The sequence below is a fragment of the Rhodococcus parequi genome (genome assembly GCF_046042785.1).
Taxonomy (GTDB): Bacteria; Actinomycetota; Actinomycetes; order Mycobacteriales; family Mycobacteriaceae; genus Prescottella; species Prescottella parequi.
Map to the genome: position 1 here is coordinate 95,450 of NZ_JBDLNV010000007.1, position 16,501 is coordinate 111,950.

Below are 16,501 nucleotides of genomic sequence, written 5' to 3' on the forward strand. Positions count from 1 at the left end.
GCCCGACCCGACTTTCCGACGTGGCATGGCACACACTTCGGCCACAACGGCACGACGTGTCGGAGAAATTCGGAAGAAATCCCGAGAATCCGTCGGCGACTGTGCGTGTCGCGCGGACGTGGTTCGCCGGAAACGGCGCCGCCGCAACGACAAAGGGCCGGACCCGGTGGGTACACCGGGTCCGGCCCTGCCGGATGTCACGCAGAATCGGCGTGGTCAGTCCTGGTCAATCCTGGAGGAACGCGAAGGCCTCCACCGACCGGCCCACGGCCTCCTGCAGCGCCGTCACGGACGGACCTGCTCGCAACACCTCACGCGAGACGCTCGGCACCACCGAGCGCAGCCCGGCGCCCGCCAGTCGCCGCACGTCGTCGGCCGTGCCACCCTGATGCCCGATCCCGGGCATGAGGATCGGTCCGTGCAGTGCATCGAGGTCGGGTGCCTCCGTGAGCGTCGCGCCGACGACGACACCGATCGACCCGAGGACGTCCGCGCCGGCATTGCGGGCGGCGGCCTCGTCGACCATGACCTGGCTGATCCTGCGGCCGTCCGCCGCGGTCGACAGCTGAACCTGCGCGCCCTCCGGATTGGACGTCGCCGCCAGGACGAACAGTCCGCCGCCGTTGCGCTCCGCCAACTCCAGGGCAGGGTCGAGCGACCCGAACCCCAGGTACGGCGACACCGTCACCGCGTCCGACTCGAGCGGCGACCCCGCGCCCAGCCACGCCCGCGCGTACGCGTTCATGGTGGACCCGATGTCGCCCCGCTTGGCGTCGGCCAGCACCAGCGTGCCGGCCTCCCGCAGCACCGAGACGGTCCGTTCGAGGACCGCGAGACCTCCGGAGCCGTACGCCTCGAAGAACGCGACCTGCGGCTTCACGAGGGCGACCTGCCCGACGAACGCCTCGACGCAGATCTCGCTGAACTGTTCGAGGCCCTCGACGCTGTCTGGCAGCCCCCACGCCTCGAGCAGCTCGGGGTGCGGATCCACGCCGACGCACAGCGAGCCGTGCCGGCCCGTCGCCGCGTGGAGCCGCGCCCCGAAGGTCTCCGTGGACGTCACTGCTGCTGGTCCCGCAGGCGGGAGTGCAGCTCCTGCAGCGACTGGACACCGATGTCGCCGCGAATGGCGGCCTCGATACCCTGCACCGCTGCGGAGGCACCCTGCACGGTGGTGATGCACGGAACGCTCTTCGACACTGCCGCGCTGCGGATCTCGTAGCCGTCGACGCGCGGGCCGGAGTTGCCGTACGGGGTGTTGATCACCATGTCGACCTCGCCGTCCTTGATCTGGTCGACGATGGTGCGGGCACCCTCGGGCAGATCCTCACCGGACTGCTTGTGTACCTCTTCGCAGGTGATGCCGTTGCGGCGCAGGACGTCCGCGGTGCCCTCGGTGGCGAGGATCCGGAAGCCGAGGTCCGCGAGCCGCTTCACCGGGAAGATCAGCGAGCGCTTGTCCTTGTTGGCCACCGAGACGAACACCGAACCGCTGGTCGGCAGCGAGCCGTACGCCGCGGTCTGGCTCTTGGCGAACGCGGTACCGAAGTCCGCGTCGATGCCCATGACCTCGCCCGTCGACTTCATCTCCGGGCTCAGCAGCGTGTCGATACCGGTGCCGTCGGCACGACGGAACCGGTTGAACGGCAGGACCGCCTCCTTGACCGCCACCGGCGCGTCGATCGGCGCGTGGCCGCCGTCGCCCTCGGCCGGCAGGATGCCGTTGGCCCGCAGCTCGGCGATCGACTCACCCAGCATGACGCGGGCGCACGCCTTGGCCAGCTGGACTGCGGTGGCCTTCGAGACGAACGGCACGGTCCGCGACGCACGCGGATTGGCCTCGAGGACGTAGAGGATGTCGTCCTTGAGCGCGTACTGCACGTTGAGCAGGCCCTTGACGCCGATGCCCTTCGCGAGTGCCTCCGTGGAGCGGCGCACGTTCTCGAGATCGGCGCGGCCCAGGGTGATCGGCGGCAGCGCACACGCCGAGTCGCCGGAGTGGATACCGGCCTCCTCGATGTGCTCCATCACGCCGCCGAGGTACACCTCGGTGCCGTCGCACAGCGCGTCGACGTCGATCTCCACCGCGTCCTCCAGGAAGCGGTCGACCAGCACCGGGCGGTCGTCGGAGATCTCGGTGGCCCGGGAGATGTAGTTCTCGAGCGCCTTCTCGTCGTACACGATCTCCATACCGCGGCCACCGAGCACGTACGACGGGCGCACGAGCACCGGGTAACCGATGCCCGACGCGATGTCGCGTGCACCCTCGAACGTGGTGGCGGTGCCGAACTTCGGCGCGGGCAGGCCGGCCTCGGTGAGGACACGGCCGAACTCGCCGCGGTCCTCGGCGAGGTCGATGGCCTCGGGGCTGGTACCGACGATCGGGACACCGGCGGCCTTCAGTCGCTTGGCCAGACCCAGCGGCGTCTGCCCACCGAGCTGGACGATGACGCCCGCCACGGTGCCGGACAGGTTCTCGGCGCGGTACACCTCGAGCACGTCCTCGAACGTCAGCGGCTCGAAGTACAGGCGGTCCGCGGTGTCGTAGTCGGTCGACACGGTCTCGGGGTTGCAGTTGACCATGACGGTCTCGTAGCCCGCCTCCGACAGGGTCTGCGCGGCGTGGACGCACGAGTAGTCGAACTCGATGCCCTGACCGATGCGGTTGGGACCCGAGCCCAGGATGAGAACCTTGGGCCGCTCGGTCTGCGGCGCGACCTCGGTCTCGGCCTCGGGATCGAGCTCGTAGGTCGAGTAGTGGTACGGGGTCTTGGCCTCGAACTCGGCGGCACACGTGTCGACGGTCTTGTAGACCGGGTGCACGTTCAGTTCGTCACGCAGCGCGCGGACGGCGTCCTCCCCCGCCTGACCCTCGCCGAACTGCTGCGGGCGCAGCGCGGCGATCTGGCGATCGGAGAAACCGTGGTGCTTGGCGAACCGCAGGTCGGTCTCGCCGAAGTTCTCGGCGGTGCGGACCTGGTCACCCAACTCGACGATCTGCTGCATCTGGTCGAGGAACCACGGATCGATCTTCGTGGCGTCGAACAGCTGCTCGAGCGTCGCGCCCAGCTCGAAGGCCTGCGCGATCTGGTACATGCGCCCGTCGGTCGGGACCTTGATCGCCTCGAGCAGCTCGTCGAGCGTGCCCTCGACCTCGGGGCCGGTCCAGTAGCCGGCCCGCTTGGTCTCGAGCGACCGCATGACCTTGCCGAACGCCTCGGTGAAGTTACGGCCGATCGACATGGCCTCACCGACCGACTTCATCGTCGTGGTCAGCGTGCCGTCGGCGCCGGGGAACTTCTCGAACGCGAAGCGCGGGGCCTTGACGACGACGTAGTCGAGCGTCGGCTCGAAGCAGGCCGGCGTCTCCTTGGTGATGTCGTTGACGATCTCGTCGAGCGTGTAGCCGATGGCCAGCTTGGCGGCCATCTTCGCGATCGGGTAGCCGGTCGCCTTCGACGCCAGCGCCGACGAGCGCGACACGCGCGGGTTCATCTCGATGACGACCAGGCGGCCGTCCTTCGGGTCCATCGCGAACTGGATGTTGCAGCCGCCGGTGTCGACGCCGACCTCGCGCAGGATCGCGATCGAGAGGTCGCGCATCGCCTGGTACTCACGGTCGGTGAGGGTCATGGCCGGGGCCACCGTCACCGAGTCGCCGGTGTGCACACCGACCGGGTCGACGTTCTCGATCGAGCAGACGATCACGACGTTGTCGCGGCCGTCGCGCATCAGCTCGAGCTCGTATTCCTTCCACCCGAGGATGGACTCCTCGATCAGGACGTTCGCGGTGGGCGAGGCGGCCAGGCCGCCGCCGGCGATGCGCTCGAGGTCGACCTCGTCGTAGGCCATGCCGGAGCCCAGGCCACCCATCGTGAAGGACGGGCGCACGACCACCGGGTAGCCGAGCTCGGCAACCGTGGCCTTGACCTCCTCCATCGTGTAGCAGACGCGCGAGCGCGCCGACTCGCCGCCGACCTTCTCGACGATGTCCTTGAACTTCTGGCGGTCCTCGCCGCGCTGGATCGCGTCGAAGTCGGCGCCGATCAGCTCGACGTCGTACTTCTCCAAGATGCCCTGCTCGTGCAGCGCGACAGCCGTGTTGAGGGCCGTCTGACCACCGAGGGTCGCCAGAACCGCGTCGATCTTGTTGCCGTTGGCGGCCTCACGGGCGATGACCTTCTCGACGAACTCGGCCGTGATCGGCTCGACGTACGTGGAGTCGGCGAACTCGGGGTCGGTCATGATCGTGGCCGGGTTCGAGTTGACCAGGGAAACGCGCAGGCCCTCCTCGCGGAGGACGCGGCACGCCTGCGTGCCCGAGTAGTCGAACTCGCAGGCCTGTCCGATGACGATCGGGCCGGAGCCGATGACCAGGATGTGCTCGAGATCTGTACGACGTGGCATTACTTCTTGACTCCCTCGAGCATGGTGGCGAAACGATCGAACAGGTACGCGGCGTCGTGCGGGCCGGCCGCGGCCTCGGGGTGGTACTGCACCGAGAACGCCGAGCCGTCGAGCAGGCGCACACCCTCGACGGCGCCGTCGTTGGCGCACGTGTGGCTGACCACGGCGCGGCCGAACGGGGTGTCGAACTCCTGGCCGGCCTCACCTTCGAGGGCGAAGCCGTGGTTCTGCGCGGTGATCGCGATGCGGCCGGTCTCGTGCTCGACGACCGGAATGTTGATGCCGCGGTGGCCGAACTTCATCTTGTAGGTGCTCATGCCCAGGGCGCGGCCGAGGATCTGGTTGCCGAAGCAGATCCCGAACAGCGGCAGACCCTGACCCAGCACCTCCTTGGTGAGGTGCACCGCACCGTCCGCGGTGGCCGGGTCGCCCGGACCGTTGGACAGGAAGACGCCGTCGGCCTTGATGTCGAGGATGTCGTGCAGCGTCGCGGTGGACGGCAGCACGTGCACCCGCATGCCGCGCTCGGCGAACATTCGCGGGGTGTTGGTCTTGATGCCGAGGTCGATGGCCGCGACGGTGAAGCGCGCCTCGCCGCCGGCGGGCTCGACGATGTAGCCGTTCGTCGTGGACACCTCGCCGGCCAGATCGGCGCCGAGCATCGACGGCTGGGTCTTGACCCGGTCGAGCAGGACATCCACGTCAGCGAGCGCGTCGCCCGAAAACACACCGGCGCGCATCGAGCCGCGGGTACGCAGGTGACGGACCAGCGCCCGGGTGTCGATGCCCGCGATGCCGACCACGCCCTGCCGCTCGAGCTCGTCCTGCAACGAGCCGGTCGCGCGCCACGACGACGTGCGGCGGGAAGGGTCGCGCACGACGTAACCGGCCACCCAGATCTTCGACTCCCCGGACTGCCCGGTGGGGCCGACCGACTCGTTGTCCTCGTCGTTCCAGCCGGTGTTACCGATCTGCGGTGCCGTCGACACCACGATCTGGCGGTGGTAGCTGGGATCGGTCAGGGTCTCCTGGTAGCCGGTCATGCCGGTGCTGAAGACCGCCTCACCCAGGGTCTGTCCCACGGCGCCGAAGGTGGTTCCGCGGAAGACGCGGCCGTCCTCGAGAACCAGGACCGCCGTATTGCTGTCAAAGCCGCTCATGCGTCTTCTCCGTTCTGCTCGACCTCACCAGAGCCCGCCGCATTCGCTGTGTCATCACTGTCTGTCTCGCGTACCCAGTCCGGGTACACCGTCTTGTCGTCTCCACGGAATCCCGTATCGATCTCGGTGCCGGTGGGAAGTTCCCACCGGATCACCAGGACCCCGTCCTTCGTCATCACTTTTCCGGCCAGGCCGCGTTCGGTCCGGATCGCGCGGATCGACGCCTCCGGGATCCAGATCGTCGAGGCGCCGTTGCGCTCGAGCAGGATTCCCCCGGTCCAGCGGCTGATCTCGCCGGTCGCCCGGTACCCGAGGTCACCGACCGCCACGCGGTCCTGCCAGCTCGGGGCGAGCGTGCTGCCCACGTACAGACCCGTGCTCGGCGCGATCAACCGATCACCGAGATCCGCGGGAACCTGCGGCAGCTCACCGATCCGGTCGGCCTGGCGCCTGGCCCGGCCCTTCCACCCGCGGTACATCAGGACCACCAGCAGCGCCCATACCGCGACGCAGCCGACCACCCACAGGATTCGTTCCATGACTACCGCGCCTCTCCGAGCGGCCGCACCTTGCCGTCACGAGCGGTGACGCGCCCGCGCAGCACGGTGGCGGTGACCTTCCCCGGAAGCGTCATCGCCTCGTACGGGGTGTTGTTCGCGACGCTCGCCAGTTCCGGCCCGTGGACCGTCCACTCGGAATCGGGGTCGACGAGCACCAGGTTGGCCGGCTCGCCCACCGCGATCGGGCGGCCCTGGTCGTCGAGTCCGACTATCTCGGCGGGACGCTCGCTCATGACGCGGGCGACGCCGCGCCAGTCGAGCAGACCCGGTCGGACCATCGTCTGCACGACGATCGACAGCGCCGTCTCGAGACCGAGCATGCCGGGGCGTGCCTGCGAGAACTCGCAGCACTTGTCCTGTTCGGCGTGCGGCGCGTGATCGGTGGCCACGCAGTCGATGATCCCCTCGGCCAGGCCCGTGCGCAGGGCCGCGACGTCGGAGGCCTCGCGCAGCGGCGGGTTGACCTTGTTGACCGCGTCGTACGTCTCGAGACGCGAGTCGTCGAGCAGCAGGTGGTGCGGGGTGACCTCGGCCGTGATGGCGATGCCCTGACCGCGCGCCCACTTCACGAGCTCGACGGAACCCGCCGTCGAGGCGTGGCAGATGTGCACGCGCGCACCGGCGTCGCGGGCCAGCAGCGCGTCACGGGCGACGATCGACTCCTCCGCCGCGCGCGGCCAGCCGGCGAGGCCGAGCCGGGCCGCGGTCGGGCCCTCGTGCGCCACCGACCCGACGGTCAGACGCGGCTCCTCCGCGTGCTGCGCGATGAGAACACCGAGCGACGCCGAGTACTCGAGCGCGCGACGCATGATCAGCGGATCGGCGACACAGTGGCCGTCGTCGGAGAACATCTTCACGCGTCCGACACCGGCGGCCATCGTGGCCATCTCGGCGAGCTGCTTGCCCGCCAGCCCGACGGTGACGGCACCGACGGGGTGCACGTCGACGAGGCCGACCTCCTGGCCGCGGCGCCACACGTGGTCGGTGACGACCGCCGAGTCGGCGACCGGGCTGGTGTTCGCCATCGCGAACACCGCGGTGTAGCCGCCCAGCGCCGCCGCCGCGGAACCGGAGTCGATGGTCTCGGTGTCCTCGCGACCCGGCTCACGCAGGTGCGTGTGCATGTCGACGAAGCCCGGCAGCAGGATCTGGCCCCGACCGTCGATCACCTCGACGTCGTCGCCCGCGCTCAGCCCGGCGCCGATCTCGAGGATCTGCCCGTCGCCCAGCAGCAGATCGGTCGGCTCGCCCTCCCCGTACACCAGAACGTTTCGGATCAACACGTTCCCGCTCGCGGACATCTGCGACGCCACCTTCTCGTTTCTCGTTGTGTTCAGGTCGCTCACGCGACCTCTTCCGTTCCCACCAACAACCGGAACAGCACTGCCATCCGGACGTGGACACCATTCGTGACCTGCTGCAGCACAGCGGTTTTCGGCGAATCCGCCACCGACGACGCGATCTCCATGCCGCGCAGCATCGGACCGGGGTGCAGCACGACAGCGTGGTCGGCCAGCAGACCGAGTCGCTTCTCGTTGAGCCCGTAGGTGATCGAGTACTCACGCGGCGACGGGAAGAAGCCACCGTTCATCCGCTCGGCCTGCACCCGCAGCATCAGCACCGCGTCCAGTCCGGGGAGCTCGGCGTCGATCGAGTGCGACACCCGCACCGGCCACGTCTCGACCCCCACCGGCAGCAGCGTCTGCGGCGCCACCAGGACCACCTCGGCACCGAGCATCGACAGCAGCAGCGCATTCGAGCGGGCCACCCGACTGTGCAGGATGTCGCCGACGATCGCGATACGACGGCCCTCGATGCCACCCAGTCGCTGGCGCAGGGTCAGCGCGTCGAGCAACGCCTGGGTCGGGTGCTCATGGGTACCGTCACCGGCGTTGATGACGGCGGGGCCGCCGTCCTCGGCCGCGCCGGTCCATGCCGCGATCTGATGCGCCGCACCGGAAGCCGGATGCCGGACGATCAGCGCGTCCGCGCCGGCCGCGCGCAGTGTCATCGCGGTGTCGCGCAGCGACTCGCCCTTCGACACCGACGAACTGGAGGCGCTGACGTTGATCACGTCGGCACTCATCCACTTGCCGGCCACCTCGAACGACACCCGGGTGCGGGTGGAGTTCTCGAAGAAGACCGTCATCACGGTCCGGCCGCGCAGCGTCGGCAGCTTCTTGACCTCACGCCCGAGCAGGGCCTGTTCGAAACGCTCGGCCTCGTCGAGTAGCTCGGTCGCGGAATCCCGGGTCAGGTCCGCGATGGAGAGCAGGTGCTTCACTTCTCGTTCTCCTCTGCGTGCCCGCTCGACAACACCACACCGTCCCGGCCGTCGTGCTCGGCCAGGAGCACGGCGACGTCCTCGGTGCGTGCGGTGGGCACGTTCTTGCCTACGTAGTCGGCGCGCAGCGGCAGCTCACGGTGACCGCGGTCGACGAGGACCGCCAGTTGGACCGCGCGCGGTCGGCCGAGGTCACGCAACGCGTCGAGCGCGGAGCGGACCGTGCGGCCGGAGAACAGGACGTCGTCGACCAGGACGACGAGCGCATTGTCGACGCCGCCGTCCGGAACCGACGTCCGCTCGAGCGGACGGTGCGGCTTGGTCCGCAAGTCGTCACGGTAGAGCGTGATGTCCAGCGAACCGACCGGCGGGCGGACACCCGCGAACTCCTCGATCTTGTCGGCGAGGCGGGCGGCGAGCGTCGTGCCGCGAGTGGGAATTCCGATGAGGACGACGCGCGGGGCCGAACCGACGACGGCGGTGCCGTCCGTGGGCGCAGCGGCGTCGAGAGCCGTCTTCTCGATGATCTGGTGCGCGATACGGGCGATGGTCCGACCGACATCTGCCGGGGACAACAGCTCGCGAGCGTTCGCGGGGATGCCGGATGAGGGCCCTTCGGGCGTACGCATACAGCGACCTCCTTCTCCGCCTCTCTGGACGGATCGTTAAAGGATGTCTGACGCGGCTCAGCCTATCAGCGGCCGCGGCCGCGCCAGACTCCGGGTAGTCCGAATCCACGGCCCCCGGACGCCGCTGCGTCCGGGGTCACACGGACGCCACTGCCGCCCACCCCGGTCCGGGAATGGGCGGCAGCGTCGACACGTCAGGACTCGGTGTCTTCGGTGTTCTCGTCGTTCGAGCGCTGCGAGGTCGCAGCAGCAGCGGCCCGAACCTGGGGTGCGACCAGGACGACCTGGCCCAGCACACCGTTCACGAAGCCCGGCGAATCGTCGGTGGAGAGCTCCTTGGCCAGTTCGACGGCCTCGTCGACGGCCACGACCGGCGGGACGTCGGTCGCATGGAACAGCTCCCACACGGCGATCCGGAGGATCGCCCGGTCCACCGCAGGCAGACGGTCGAGGGTCCAGTCCTGCAGGTGCGACTCGATCACCTGGTCCAACCGGTCCAGGTTCTCGGCGACACCCTGGACGACCGTCACCGTGTACGGGGCGACGGGGGCCACCGAATCGTCGCGGCCGGCGAGGTCGGATCGCTCGTCCGCGAGGTCGACCGGGTCGACGTCGCGAGCCTCTGCCTCGAACAGGAAGTCGACGGCCCGCTTGCGGGCCTTGTGACGTGCTCCGAGTTTCTTATGCGTGCCCGACACTCAGGAATTCACGCGCCCGAGGTAGTTGCCGTCACGCGAGTCGACCTTGAGCTTGTCGCCGGTGTTGATGAACAGCGGAACCTGGATCTCGGCACCGGTCTCGAGCGTGGCCGGCTTGGTGCCGCCCGTCGAGCGGTCGCCCTGCAGACCCGGATCGGTGTGCTTGACCTCGAGCTCGACCGTGACCGGGAGCTCGACGAACAGCGGGGCGTCCTCGTGGGTCGCGACCTGGACCTGCATGTTCTCGAGCAGGAAACGGGCGCCGTCGCCGACGGTGGCCTCCCCGATCGGGATCTGGTCGTAGGTGTCGCCGTCCATGAAGATGTAGTCGCTACCGTCGTGGTACAGGTAGGTCATGTCGCGGCGGTCGACCGTCGCGGTCTCGACCTTGACACCCGCGTTGAAGGTCTTGTCGACGGTCTTGCCGGACAGGACGTTCTTCATCTTGGTGCGCACGAACGCAGGGCCCTTGCCCGGCTTGACGTGCTGGAACTCGATGATCTGCCAGAGCTGGCCCTCGATCTTCAGCACGAGCCCGTTCTTGAAATCACTGGTGTCTGCCACTTAGTTCGCGTCTCCTTCAGACGATTGCGAGATCCTTGCTGGTGAGAGTGAGGAGTTCCGGCCCCTGCTCGCGAACGACGAGCGTGTCCTCGATCCTGACGCCACCGCGCCCGGAGAAGTACACACCCGGCTCGACGGTCACCACCGCACCGCCAAGCAGTGTACCGGTGCCGAGCTTGCCGATCCCGGGCGCTTCGTGGATCTCGAGTCCGACGCCGTGCCCCAATCCGTGCAGGAACAGGTCTCCGTAGCCGGCGTCCTCGATCACGGATCGGGCCGCCGCGTCGACCGAACCGACCGGCACGCCCGGATTCAGGGCGGCGCGGCCGGCGGCCTGCGCCCGGGCGACCAGGTCGTAGAGGTCGCGTTGCCAGTCGGCCGCCGTCTCCAGGATGTAGGTGCGGGTCATGTCGGAGTGGTAGCCGCCGATCTGCGCACCGAAGTCGAGCTTCACGAAGTCGCCCGAGGCCAGTACCGCTCCGGTGGGCCGATGGTGCGGGACGGCGGAGTTGGCGCCGGCCGCCACGATCGTCTCGAACGAGATGCCGTCGGCACCCTTCTCGAACATGAGCCATTCCAGCTCGCGGGCCACCTCACGTTCCGTGCGACCCGGGCGGAGTCCCCCACGCTCGACGAGTGCGGCAAGGGCGTCGTCCGCCGCGGCGCACGCACGGCGGAGCAGCGCGATCTCGCCCTCGTCCTTGACCTCACGCAGTTGCTCGACGATCCCGGGCGCCCGCAGCAACTCGATCCGCGGCGCCGCCTCGGCCCACGCCGCGTGCTGATCGAACGTCACGACGTGGCTCTCGAACCCGAGCCGGCCGGCACCCCACGACGTCGCGAGCTCGAGAAGCCCCGGCACGCACGACCGGGCGATCTCGGCACGTAGATCGGGGACCTGCTCCCCCACCTGCACGAGGTACCGGCCGTCGGTGGCGATCACCGTGCGATCCTCGGAGCCGGTCTCGTCGGACGCCGAAACGATCAGCGCGGCGTTCGATCCCGTGAACCCCGTCAGGTACCTGATGTTGAGCAGGTCGGTCACGAGCAGCGCATCCAGTTCCCGCTCACGCAGGATCTCCCGGAGCCGGGTTCGACGCGCGGCGGTCGACGTGGTCACCTCATGGATCGGCATGCACCGAAACTACCCTTCGCAGCGAACGTGTCCGAAGCCTCTTCGGTGCGTTTGTGTGGGTTACGACACAAGCTCCGAATCCTGCTGGTTACGCTGTGTCACATGAATGGGTGGGTCGTACGAGGTCTCGGTCTGGCATTGGTACACGCGGTGGTGCGCACCTTCCTGGGCGCCGCGGTGACGCAGTGGCCTCAGCAGGGCAGCATCATGCGGTGGTTCTCGTTGATCCTCGTGATCCTCGCGGCCTTCCTGTGGGGGGCATTCGACGGGATCCGCGACCGTCGCGCCCATCCCGATCCCGACGACTCCGCCGACCTGACGATGATGTGGCTCAAGGCGGCCTTCGTCGCCGGCATCCTCGCCGGCGCGGTTTCGTGGTTCGTCGGTCTGGTCTTCGACATCGCGGTGACCAACGGATCGCTGTTCTTCGAGGTCACCTCCGGCGCCGCGTTCACGGTGCTCCTGGTGTTCGTCCCGGCGTCGATCGCGGTGGCGCTGGGGCGCTTCCTCGTCGGCCGCGAGTCGAAGTCGGCGAAGGACACGGTCGCGTACGAGCACGACGCGGATCTCGAGGTCGAGGAGAACGCGGCAGAGAACTACGCCGACAGCGAGTGGTCGTACGAGCACGGACACGAATCCAACCCTGCCGCCGACGATTCCGTCACCGAGGTGTTCAGCCCGGTCGATCCCGACGGCAGCCAGAGCGGGGGCGGAGCGCACCGCGCCGACAAGTAGACGTCGGCCGGCAGGCGACGGGGCGTACAGGACGGCGAACGGGCCGGGGCGGAATTCCGCCCCGGCCCGTTCTCGTCGGACTCGGCACACGTGCTGTCGGTCAGCCCCGCTCGGCGAGGAACCGCAGTGCCAGTGCATAACCCGCGACGCCCAGGCCCACGATCGAACCGGTCGCGACCGCGCTCAGGTAGGAGTGGTGCCGGAACTCCTCACGCGCGTGGACGTTCGAGATGTGCAGCTCCACCAAGCCGGCGGTGAGCTCGGCGCAGGCGTCGCGCAGGACGACCGACGTGTGGGTCAGTCCCCCGGCGTTGAGGATCACCGGCTCGCCCGCATCGGCGGCGGCGTGGATCCAGCCCAGCAGGTCGGCCTCGCTGTCGGACTGCCGGACGACGACCTCGATGCCGAGTTCCTCCGCGGTCCGCTCGCACAGCGCGACGACGTCGTCGTGCGTGGTCGAGCCGTACACCTCCGGCTGACGCTTCCCGAGACGACCGAGGTTCGGGCCGTTGACGACCTGGACCCTCACAGCAGCACGGTCCCGCCGCTGGGGCTCGCGTCCCGCGCGATGGCACCGTAGGCGCCGACGAGCAGCGACGGGTCCGGGCCCTCGAGCCGACCCGGCTTGGCGAGTCCGTCGAGCACCACGAAACGCAGCAGGCCCGCGCGGTTCTTCTTGTCGGTCTGCATGCCCTTCAGCAGGTCCGCGAACGCGTCTCCGTCGTACGTGGTGGGCAGGCCGACGAGTTCGAGGATCGACCGGTGCCGGTCTGCGGTGGCGTCGTCGAGACGACCCGCCAGGCGACCGAGTTCCGCGGCGTACACCAGGCCGACGGCCACCGCGGCGCCGTGACGCCAGCGGTAGCGCTCCCGTCGCTCGATGGCATGGCCGAGGGTGTGGCCGTAGTTGAGGATCTCGCGCAGGCTCGACTCTCGGAGATCGGCGGCGACGACCTTGGCCTTGACCTCGACCGAGCGGCGGATCAGTTCGGGCAACACGGTTCCGGTCGGGTCCAGCGCTGCCTCCGGATCGGCCTCGATGAGGTCGAGGATCACCGGGTCGGCGATGAAACCGGTCTTGATGACCTCGGCCATGCCCGCGACGATCTCGTTGCGCGGCACCGTCTCCAGCGTCGCCAGATCGATGAGCACCGCCGACGGCTCGTGGAACGCGCCGACGAGGTTCTTGCCGGCCTCGGTGTTGATGCCGGTCTTGCCGCCGACGGCGGCGTCGACCATCGCGAGCAGCGTCGTGGGCACGTGCACGATCCGCACACCGCGCATCCAGGTGGCGGCGACGAAACCGGCGAGGTCGGTGGCGGCGCCGCCGCCGAGGCTGACGATCGCGTCGCTGCGGGTCAGACCGATCCGGCCGAGCACCTCCCAGCAGAAGCCCGCGACCGCGAGGTCCTTGCCTTCCTCGGCGTCCGGGATCTCGATACGGTGCGCATCGATTCCCTTCTCCGCCAGCGCCGCTCGCACCGCTTCCGCGGTCTCCGCGAGCGGTGGCTGGTGGAAGATCGCCACCGTGCGGGTGCCTGCGAGTTCCTCGACGAGGTCGCCGAGCAGACCCCGCCCGATGATCACCGGGTAGGGATCGGCCGTTGCCACCTCGACGCGTACCGGTTCGGTCACTTCTCTACTGCTCCGCTTCTGTCTCGTGTGCCGGGGCGCCCGGTGCGGGCCCGTCGGTCAACTTCGTCACCAACTGCTGGACCACCCGGCTCGGGCTGCGGCTGTCGGTTCGCATCCGGATGGTCGCCACCTGCCGGTACAGCGGCCGGCGGCGGCGCATCAGCGCGTGGTACTTCGCCTTCGGATCGCCCCCGTTGAGCAGCGGCCGGCCGGTGGTCGCACCGGTCCGCTTGAGGCCCTCCGCGACACTGATCTCCAGATACACCACGGTATGCCCGGCGAGCCGGACACGGGTGCGTTCGGACAGGATCGCGCCGCCGCCGAGGGACAGGATCCCGTCGTGGGATTCGAGCGCCTCGCCGACGACCTGCTCCTCGATCTCCCGGAAGTACGGCTCCCCGTCCGTCGCGAAGATCTCGGGGATGGTGCGGCCGGTCCGGCGTTCGATCTCGACGTCGGTGTCGAGCAGTTCGAGGTCGAGCGCCTGCGCCAGCCGTCGACCGATGGTCGACTTGCCCGCGCCGGGTGGCCCGATCAGCACCGCGCGTGGTGTCATCCGATCACCGGGGCGGACGTGCCGCGATGCCGTCGACGTAACGCTGGAAGTTCGAGCGGGTCTCGGCGATCGAATCGCCGCCGAACTTGTCGAGCGCGGCCTGGGCCACGACCAGCGCGACCATCGCCTCCGCGACGACGCCCGCGGCCGGAACGGCACACACGTCGGAGCGCTGGTGGATCGCGACCGCTTCCTCACCGGTCGACATGTCGATGGTGGAGAGTGCCCGCGGGACGGTCGAGATCGGCTTCATCGCGGCACGCACCCGCAGGGCCTCGCCGTTGGTCATGCCGCCTTCGAGACCACCGGCACGGTTGGTCGACCGCAGGATGCCGTCCGGGCCCGGACGCATCTCGTCGTGTGCGGCACTGCCGCGCCGACGCGCCGTCTCGAACCCGTCGCCGACCTCGACGCCCTTGATCGCCTGGATACCCATGAGGGCGGCGGCCAGCTTGGAGTCGAGTCGGTCGGCACCGCTGATGAACGAGCCGAGGCCCACCGGCAGACCGTGGACGATCACCTCGACGACACCGCCCAGGGTGTCACCGTCCTTCTTGGCCGCCTCGATCTCGGCGATCATAGAGATCTCAGCGGACTCTCCGAATGCCCGCACCGGGCTGGCGTCGATCGCCTCGAGATCCCCGGCCTCGGGGCCGACGCCGACGTACGGGTCGGACGCGCCGATCGAGATCACGTGCGAGACCACCTCGACACCGAACAGCTGGCGGAGGAACTGGCGTGCGACGGTGCCGGCGGCCACGCGGGCCGCGGTCTCGCGGGCACTGGCCCGTTCGAGCACCGGGCGTGCGTCGTCGAAGCCGTACTTGAGCATTCCCGAGTAGTCGGCGTGTCCGGGACGCGGACGCGTCAGCGGCGCGTTACGCGCCTGGCCGGCGAGTTCGGCCTCGTCCACCGGGTCGGGAGACATGATGGTCTCCCACTTGGGCCACTCGGTGTTGCCGACCTCGACGGCGATGGGACCACCGAGGGTGCGGCCGTGGCGGACGCCGCCGATGATCGTGACCTTGTCGGCCTCGAACTTCATGCGGGCACCGCGGCCGTAGCCGAGACGACGGCGCGCCAGCTGCGCCGAGATGTCGTCGGACGTCACCTCGACGCCGGCGACCATCCCCTCGAGCATGGCTACGAGGGCGGGACCATGGGACTCTCCAGCAGTTATCCAGCGCAACACATCCAGCATCCTTCCACGTCCGTAGGGTCACCTTCGACAGCGGGCCGTCGGTCGCCCGCGTCTCACCCGCCACGGACGGACGCGCCGCGGTGACGGGGCCGTCGGCGAAGTCAGGAATCGAGCGCGGCGGCCATCGCCGCACGGGGCGCCGGCATGCCGGTGAACTGCTCCACCTGGCCGTACGCCTGGTTGAGCAGCATCGCGAGTCCGCCGATCACGGTGCCTCCGGCCCGCTCGACGGCGTCGGCGAGCGGCGTCGGCCACGGATCGTAGATCGCGTCGAGCACGAGCGGGGCCCGGCCGATCGACTCCGCGTACGGTGCGGCACCCGCCGCGGGCACAGTGCTGACGAGTGCCGCGGACTCCGCACACACATCGCCGAGCCGGGCATCGTCGAACGTCACGTGCCGCACGTCCAACCCGACGGCCGCGCCACAGTCGAGCGTCTCGCGGGCGCGGCCGGAGTCGCGGGCCACCACGGTCACCGCGCCGATACCGAGATCCGCGAGGGCGACCAGCGCGGGACGGGCGGTACCACCGGCACCGACCACGACGGCCGAGGCGCCCGTGAGGTCGCCGACCCCGCCCTCGACGAGCGCACCGCGGACCCCGTCGACGTCGGTGCAGTCGGCCCGCCAGCCACCGTCGACACGGACGAGCGTGTTCGCCGATCCGATCGCGACGGCGCGGGCGGTGCGCTCGGTCGCGAACTCGAGCGCCGCGACCTTGCCGGGCATCGTCACCGACAACCCGACCCACTCGGGTCCGAGACTCGACACGAGCCCCGGCAACTGCTCACCTGTGCACTCGATCCGCTCGTAGCTCCAGTCGGCCAGCCCCAGAGCGCGGTAGGCGGCGAGGTGCAGGTTCGGGGACTTCGAGTGCGAGATCGGGCTCCCGAGTACCCCAGCCTTCCGAGCCTTCCTGGCTTCACGGGCAGACACGT

16 protein-coding genes are annotated in these 16,501 nt (G+C 69.3%); 1 reads left to right on the top strand and 15 read right to left on the bottom strand.

Annotated features, from left to right (window positions below):
* Positions 1-226: 226 nt before the first annotated feature.
* The 10 genes from pyrF to ABEU20_RS19605 form a co-directional block, all read right to left on the bottom strand.
* Positions 227-1,063: an orotidine-5'-phosphate decarboxylase gene (pyrF, locus tag ABEU20_RS19560; RefSeq protein WP_420166039.1), complete on the bottom strand. Its 837-nt coding sequence runs from the start codon at positions 1,061-1,063 to the stop codon at positions 227-229.
* A complete protein-coding gene (gene carB, locus ABEU20_RS19565) occupies positions 1,060-4,407 on the bottom strand; it encodes a carbamoyl-phosphate synthase large subunit (protein WP_420166040.1) in 3,348 nt (1,115 codons plus the stop codon). The genes pyrF and carB overlap by 4 nt, the downstream gene beginning before the upstream one ends.
* On the bottom strand, positions 4,407-5,567 hold the full coding sequence (gene carA, locus ABEU20_RS19570; protein ID WP_420166041.1) for a glutamine-hydrolyzing carbamoyl-phosphate synthase small subunit: 1,161 nt from the start codon (positions 5,565-5,567) through the stop codon (positions 4,407-4,409). The genes carB and carA overlap by 1 nt, the downstream gene beginning before the upstream one ends.
* A complete protein-coding gene (locus ABEU20_RS19575; protein WP_420166042.1) occupies positions 5,564-6,106 on the bottom strand; it encodes a PH-like domain-containing protein in 543 nt (180 codons plus the stop codon). The genes carA and ABEU20_RS19575 overlap by 4 nt, the downstream gene beginning before the upstream one ends.
* Before the next feature lie 2 nt (positions 6,107-6,108).
* Positions 6,109-7,428 carry a dihydroorotase gene (locus ABEU20_RS19580; protein ID WP_420166268.1) on the bottom strand — a complete coding sequence of 440 codons (1,320 nt, stop codon included), beginning with the start codon at positions 7,426-7,428 and terminating at the stop codon, positions 6,109-6,111.
* A 41-nt stretch (positions 7,429-7,469) separates the two neighbouring features.
* Positions 7,470-8,411, bottom strand: a complete 942-nt coding sequence (locus ABEU20_RS19585) for an aspartate carbamoyltransferase catalytic subunit (protein WP_420166043.1) — start codon at positions 8,409-8,411, stop codon at positions 7,470-7,472.
* Positions 8,408-9,040, bottom strand: a complete 633-nt coding sequence (gene pyrR, locus ABEU20_RS19590; protein WP_420166044.1) for a bifunctional pyr operon transcriptional regulator/uracil phosphoribosyltransferase PyrR — start codon at positions 9,038-9,040, stop codon at positions 8,408-8,410. Before pyrR ends, ABEU20_RS19585 begins: the two co-directional genes overlap by 4 nt.
* A gap of 194 nt (positions 9,041-9,234) precedes the next feature.
* The gene (nusB, locus tag ABEU20_RS19595) at positions 9,235-9,738 is read right to left on the bottom strand and encodes a transcription antitermination factor NusB (RefSeq protein ID WP_420166045.1); all 504 of its coding nucleotides are present in this window, start codon (positions 9,736-9,738) and stop codon (positions 9,235-9,237) included.
* Entirely contained in the window at positions 9,739-10,302 is a 564-nt protein-coding gene (efp, locus tag ABEU20_RS19600) for an elongation factor P (protein WP_114722669.1), read from the bottom strand.
* Between the two features lie 16 nt (positions 10,303-10,318).
* Positions 10,319-11,437, bottom strand: coding sequence for a M24 family metallopeptidase (locus tag ABEU20_RS19605; protein ID WP_420166046.1), 1,119 nt, complete (start codon positions 11,435-11,437; stop codon positions 10,319-10,321).
* A 102-nt stretch (positions 11,438-11,539) separates the two neighbouring features.
* On the opposite strand from ABEU20_RS19605, the gene ABEU20_RS19610 reads away from it, so the two are divergent.
* On the top strand, positions 11,540-12,172 hold the full coding sequence (locus ABEU20_RS19610) for a B-4DMT family transporter (RefSeq protein ID WP_420166047.1): 633 nt from the start codon (positions 11,540-11,542) through the stop codon (positions 12,170-12,172).
* A gap of 100 nt (positions 12,173-12,272) precedes the next feature.
* Here ABEU20_RS19610 and aroQ read toward each other — a convergent pair whose 3' ends face one another.
* From aroQ to ABEU20_RS19635, 5 genes are all read right to left on the bottom strand, one after another.
* Entirely contained in the window at positions 12,273-12,701 is a 429-nt protein-coding gene (gene aroQ, locus ABEU20_RS19615; RefSeq protein WP_420166048.1) for a type II 3-dehydroquinate dehydratase, read from the bottom strand.
* Complete coding sequence (aroB, locus tag ABEU20_RS19620) at positions 12,698-13,807, bottom strand: 3-dehydroquinate synthase (protein WP_420166049.1); 1,110 nt, start codon at positions 13,805-13,807, stop codon at positions 12,698-12,700. The genes aroQ and aroB overlap by 4 nt, the downstream gene beginning before the upstream one ends.
* Before the next feature lie 4 nt (positions 13,808-13,811).
* Entirely contained in the window at positions 13,812-14,363 is a 552-nt protein-coding gene (locus ABEU20_RS19625) for a shikimate kinase (protein WP_420166050.1), read from the bottom strand.
* 4 nt (positions 14,364-14,367) lie between these two features.
* On the bottom strand, positions 14,368-15,564 hold the full coding sequence (gene aroC / locus ABEU20_RS19630) for a chorismate synthase (protein ID WP_420166051.1): 1,197 nt from the start codon (positions 15,562-15,564) through the stop codon (positions 14,368-14,370).
* A gap of 101 nt (positions 15,565-15,665) precedes the next feature.
* Positions 15,666-16,499: a shikimate dehydrogenase gene (locus ABEU20_RS19635; protein ID WP_420166052.1), complete on the bottom strand. Its 834-nt coding sequence runs from the start codon at positions 16,497-16,499 to the stop codon at positions 15,666-15,668.
* Between the last annotated feature and the right edge of the window lie 2 nt (positions 16,500-16,501).

Bases quoted from the DNA above. Each gene is read 5' to 3' on its own strand.
- carB (WP_420166040.1), bottom strand. From the start codon at position 4,407: ATGCCACGTCGTACAGATCTCGAGCACATCCTGGTCATCGGCTCCGGC.
- ABEU20_RS19625 (WP_420166050.1), bottom strand. From the start codon at position 14,363: ATGACACCACGCGCGGTGCTGATCGGGCCACCCGGCGCGGGCAAGTCG.
- ABEU20_RS19580 (WP_420166268.1), bottom strand. From the start codon at position 7,428: ATGTCCGCGAGCGGGAACGTGTTGATCCGAAACGTTCTGGTGTACGGG.
- ABEU20_RS19575 (WP_420166042.1), bottom strand. From the start codon at position 6,106: ATGGAACGAATCCTGTGGGTGGTCGGCTGCGTCGCGGTATGGGCGCTG.
- carA (WP_420166041.1), bottom strand. From the start codon at position 5,567: ATGAGCGGCTTTGACAGCAATACGGCGGTCCTGGTTCTCGAGGACGGC.
- ABEU20_RS19610 (WP_420166047.1), top strand. From the start codon at position 11,540: ATGAATGGGTGGGTCGTACGAGGTCTCGGTCTGGCATTGGTACACGCG.
- ABEU20_RS19605 (WP_420166046.1), bottom strand. From the start codon at position 11,437: ATGCCGATCCATGAGGTGACCACGTCGACCGCCGCGCGTCGAACCCGG.
- pyrR (WP_420166044.1), bottom strand. From the start codon at position 9,040: ATGCGTACGCCCGAAGGGCCCTCATCCGGCATCCCCGCGAACGCTCGC.
- aroC (WP_420166051.1), bottom strand. From the start codon at position 15,564: ATGCTGGATGTGTTGCGCTGGATAACTGCTGGAGAGTCCCATGGTCCC.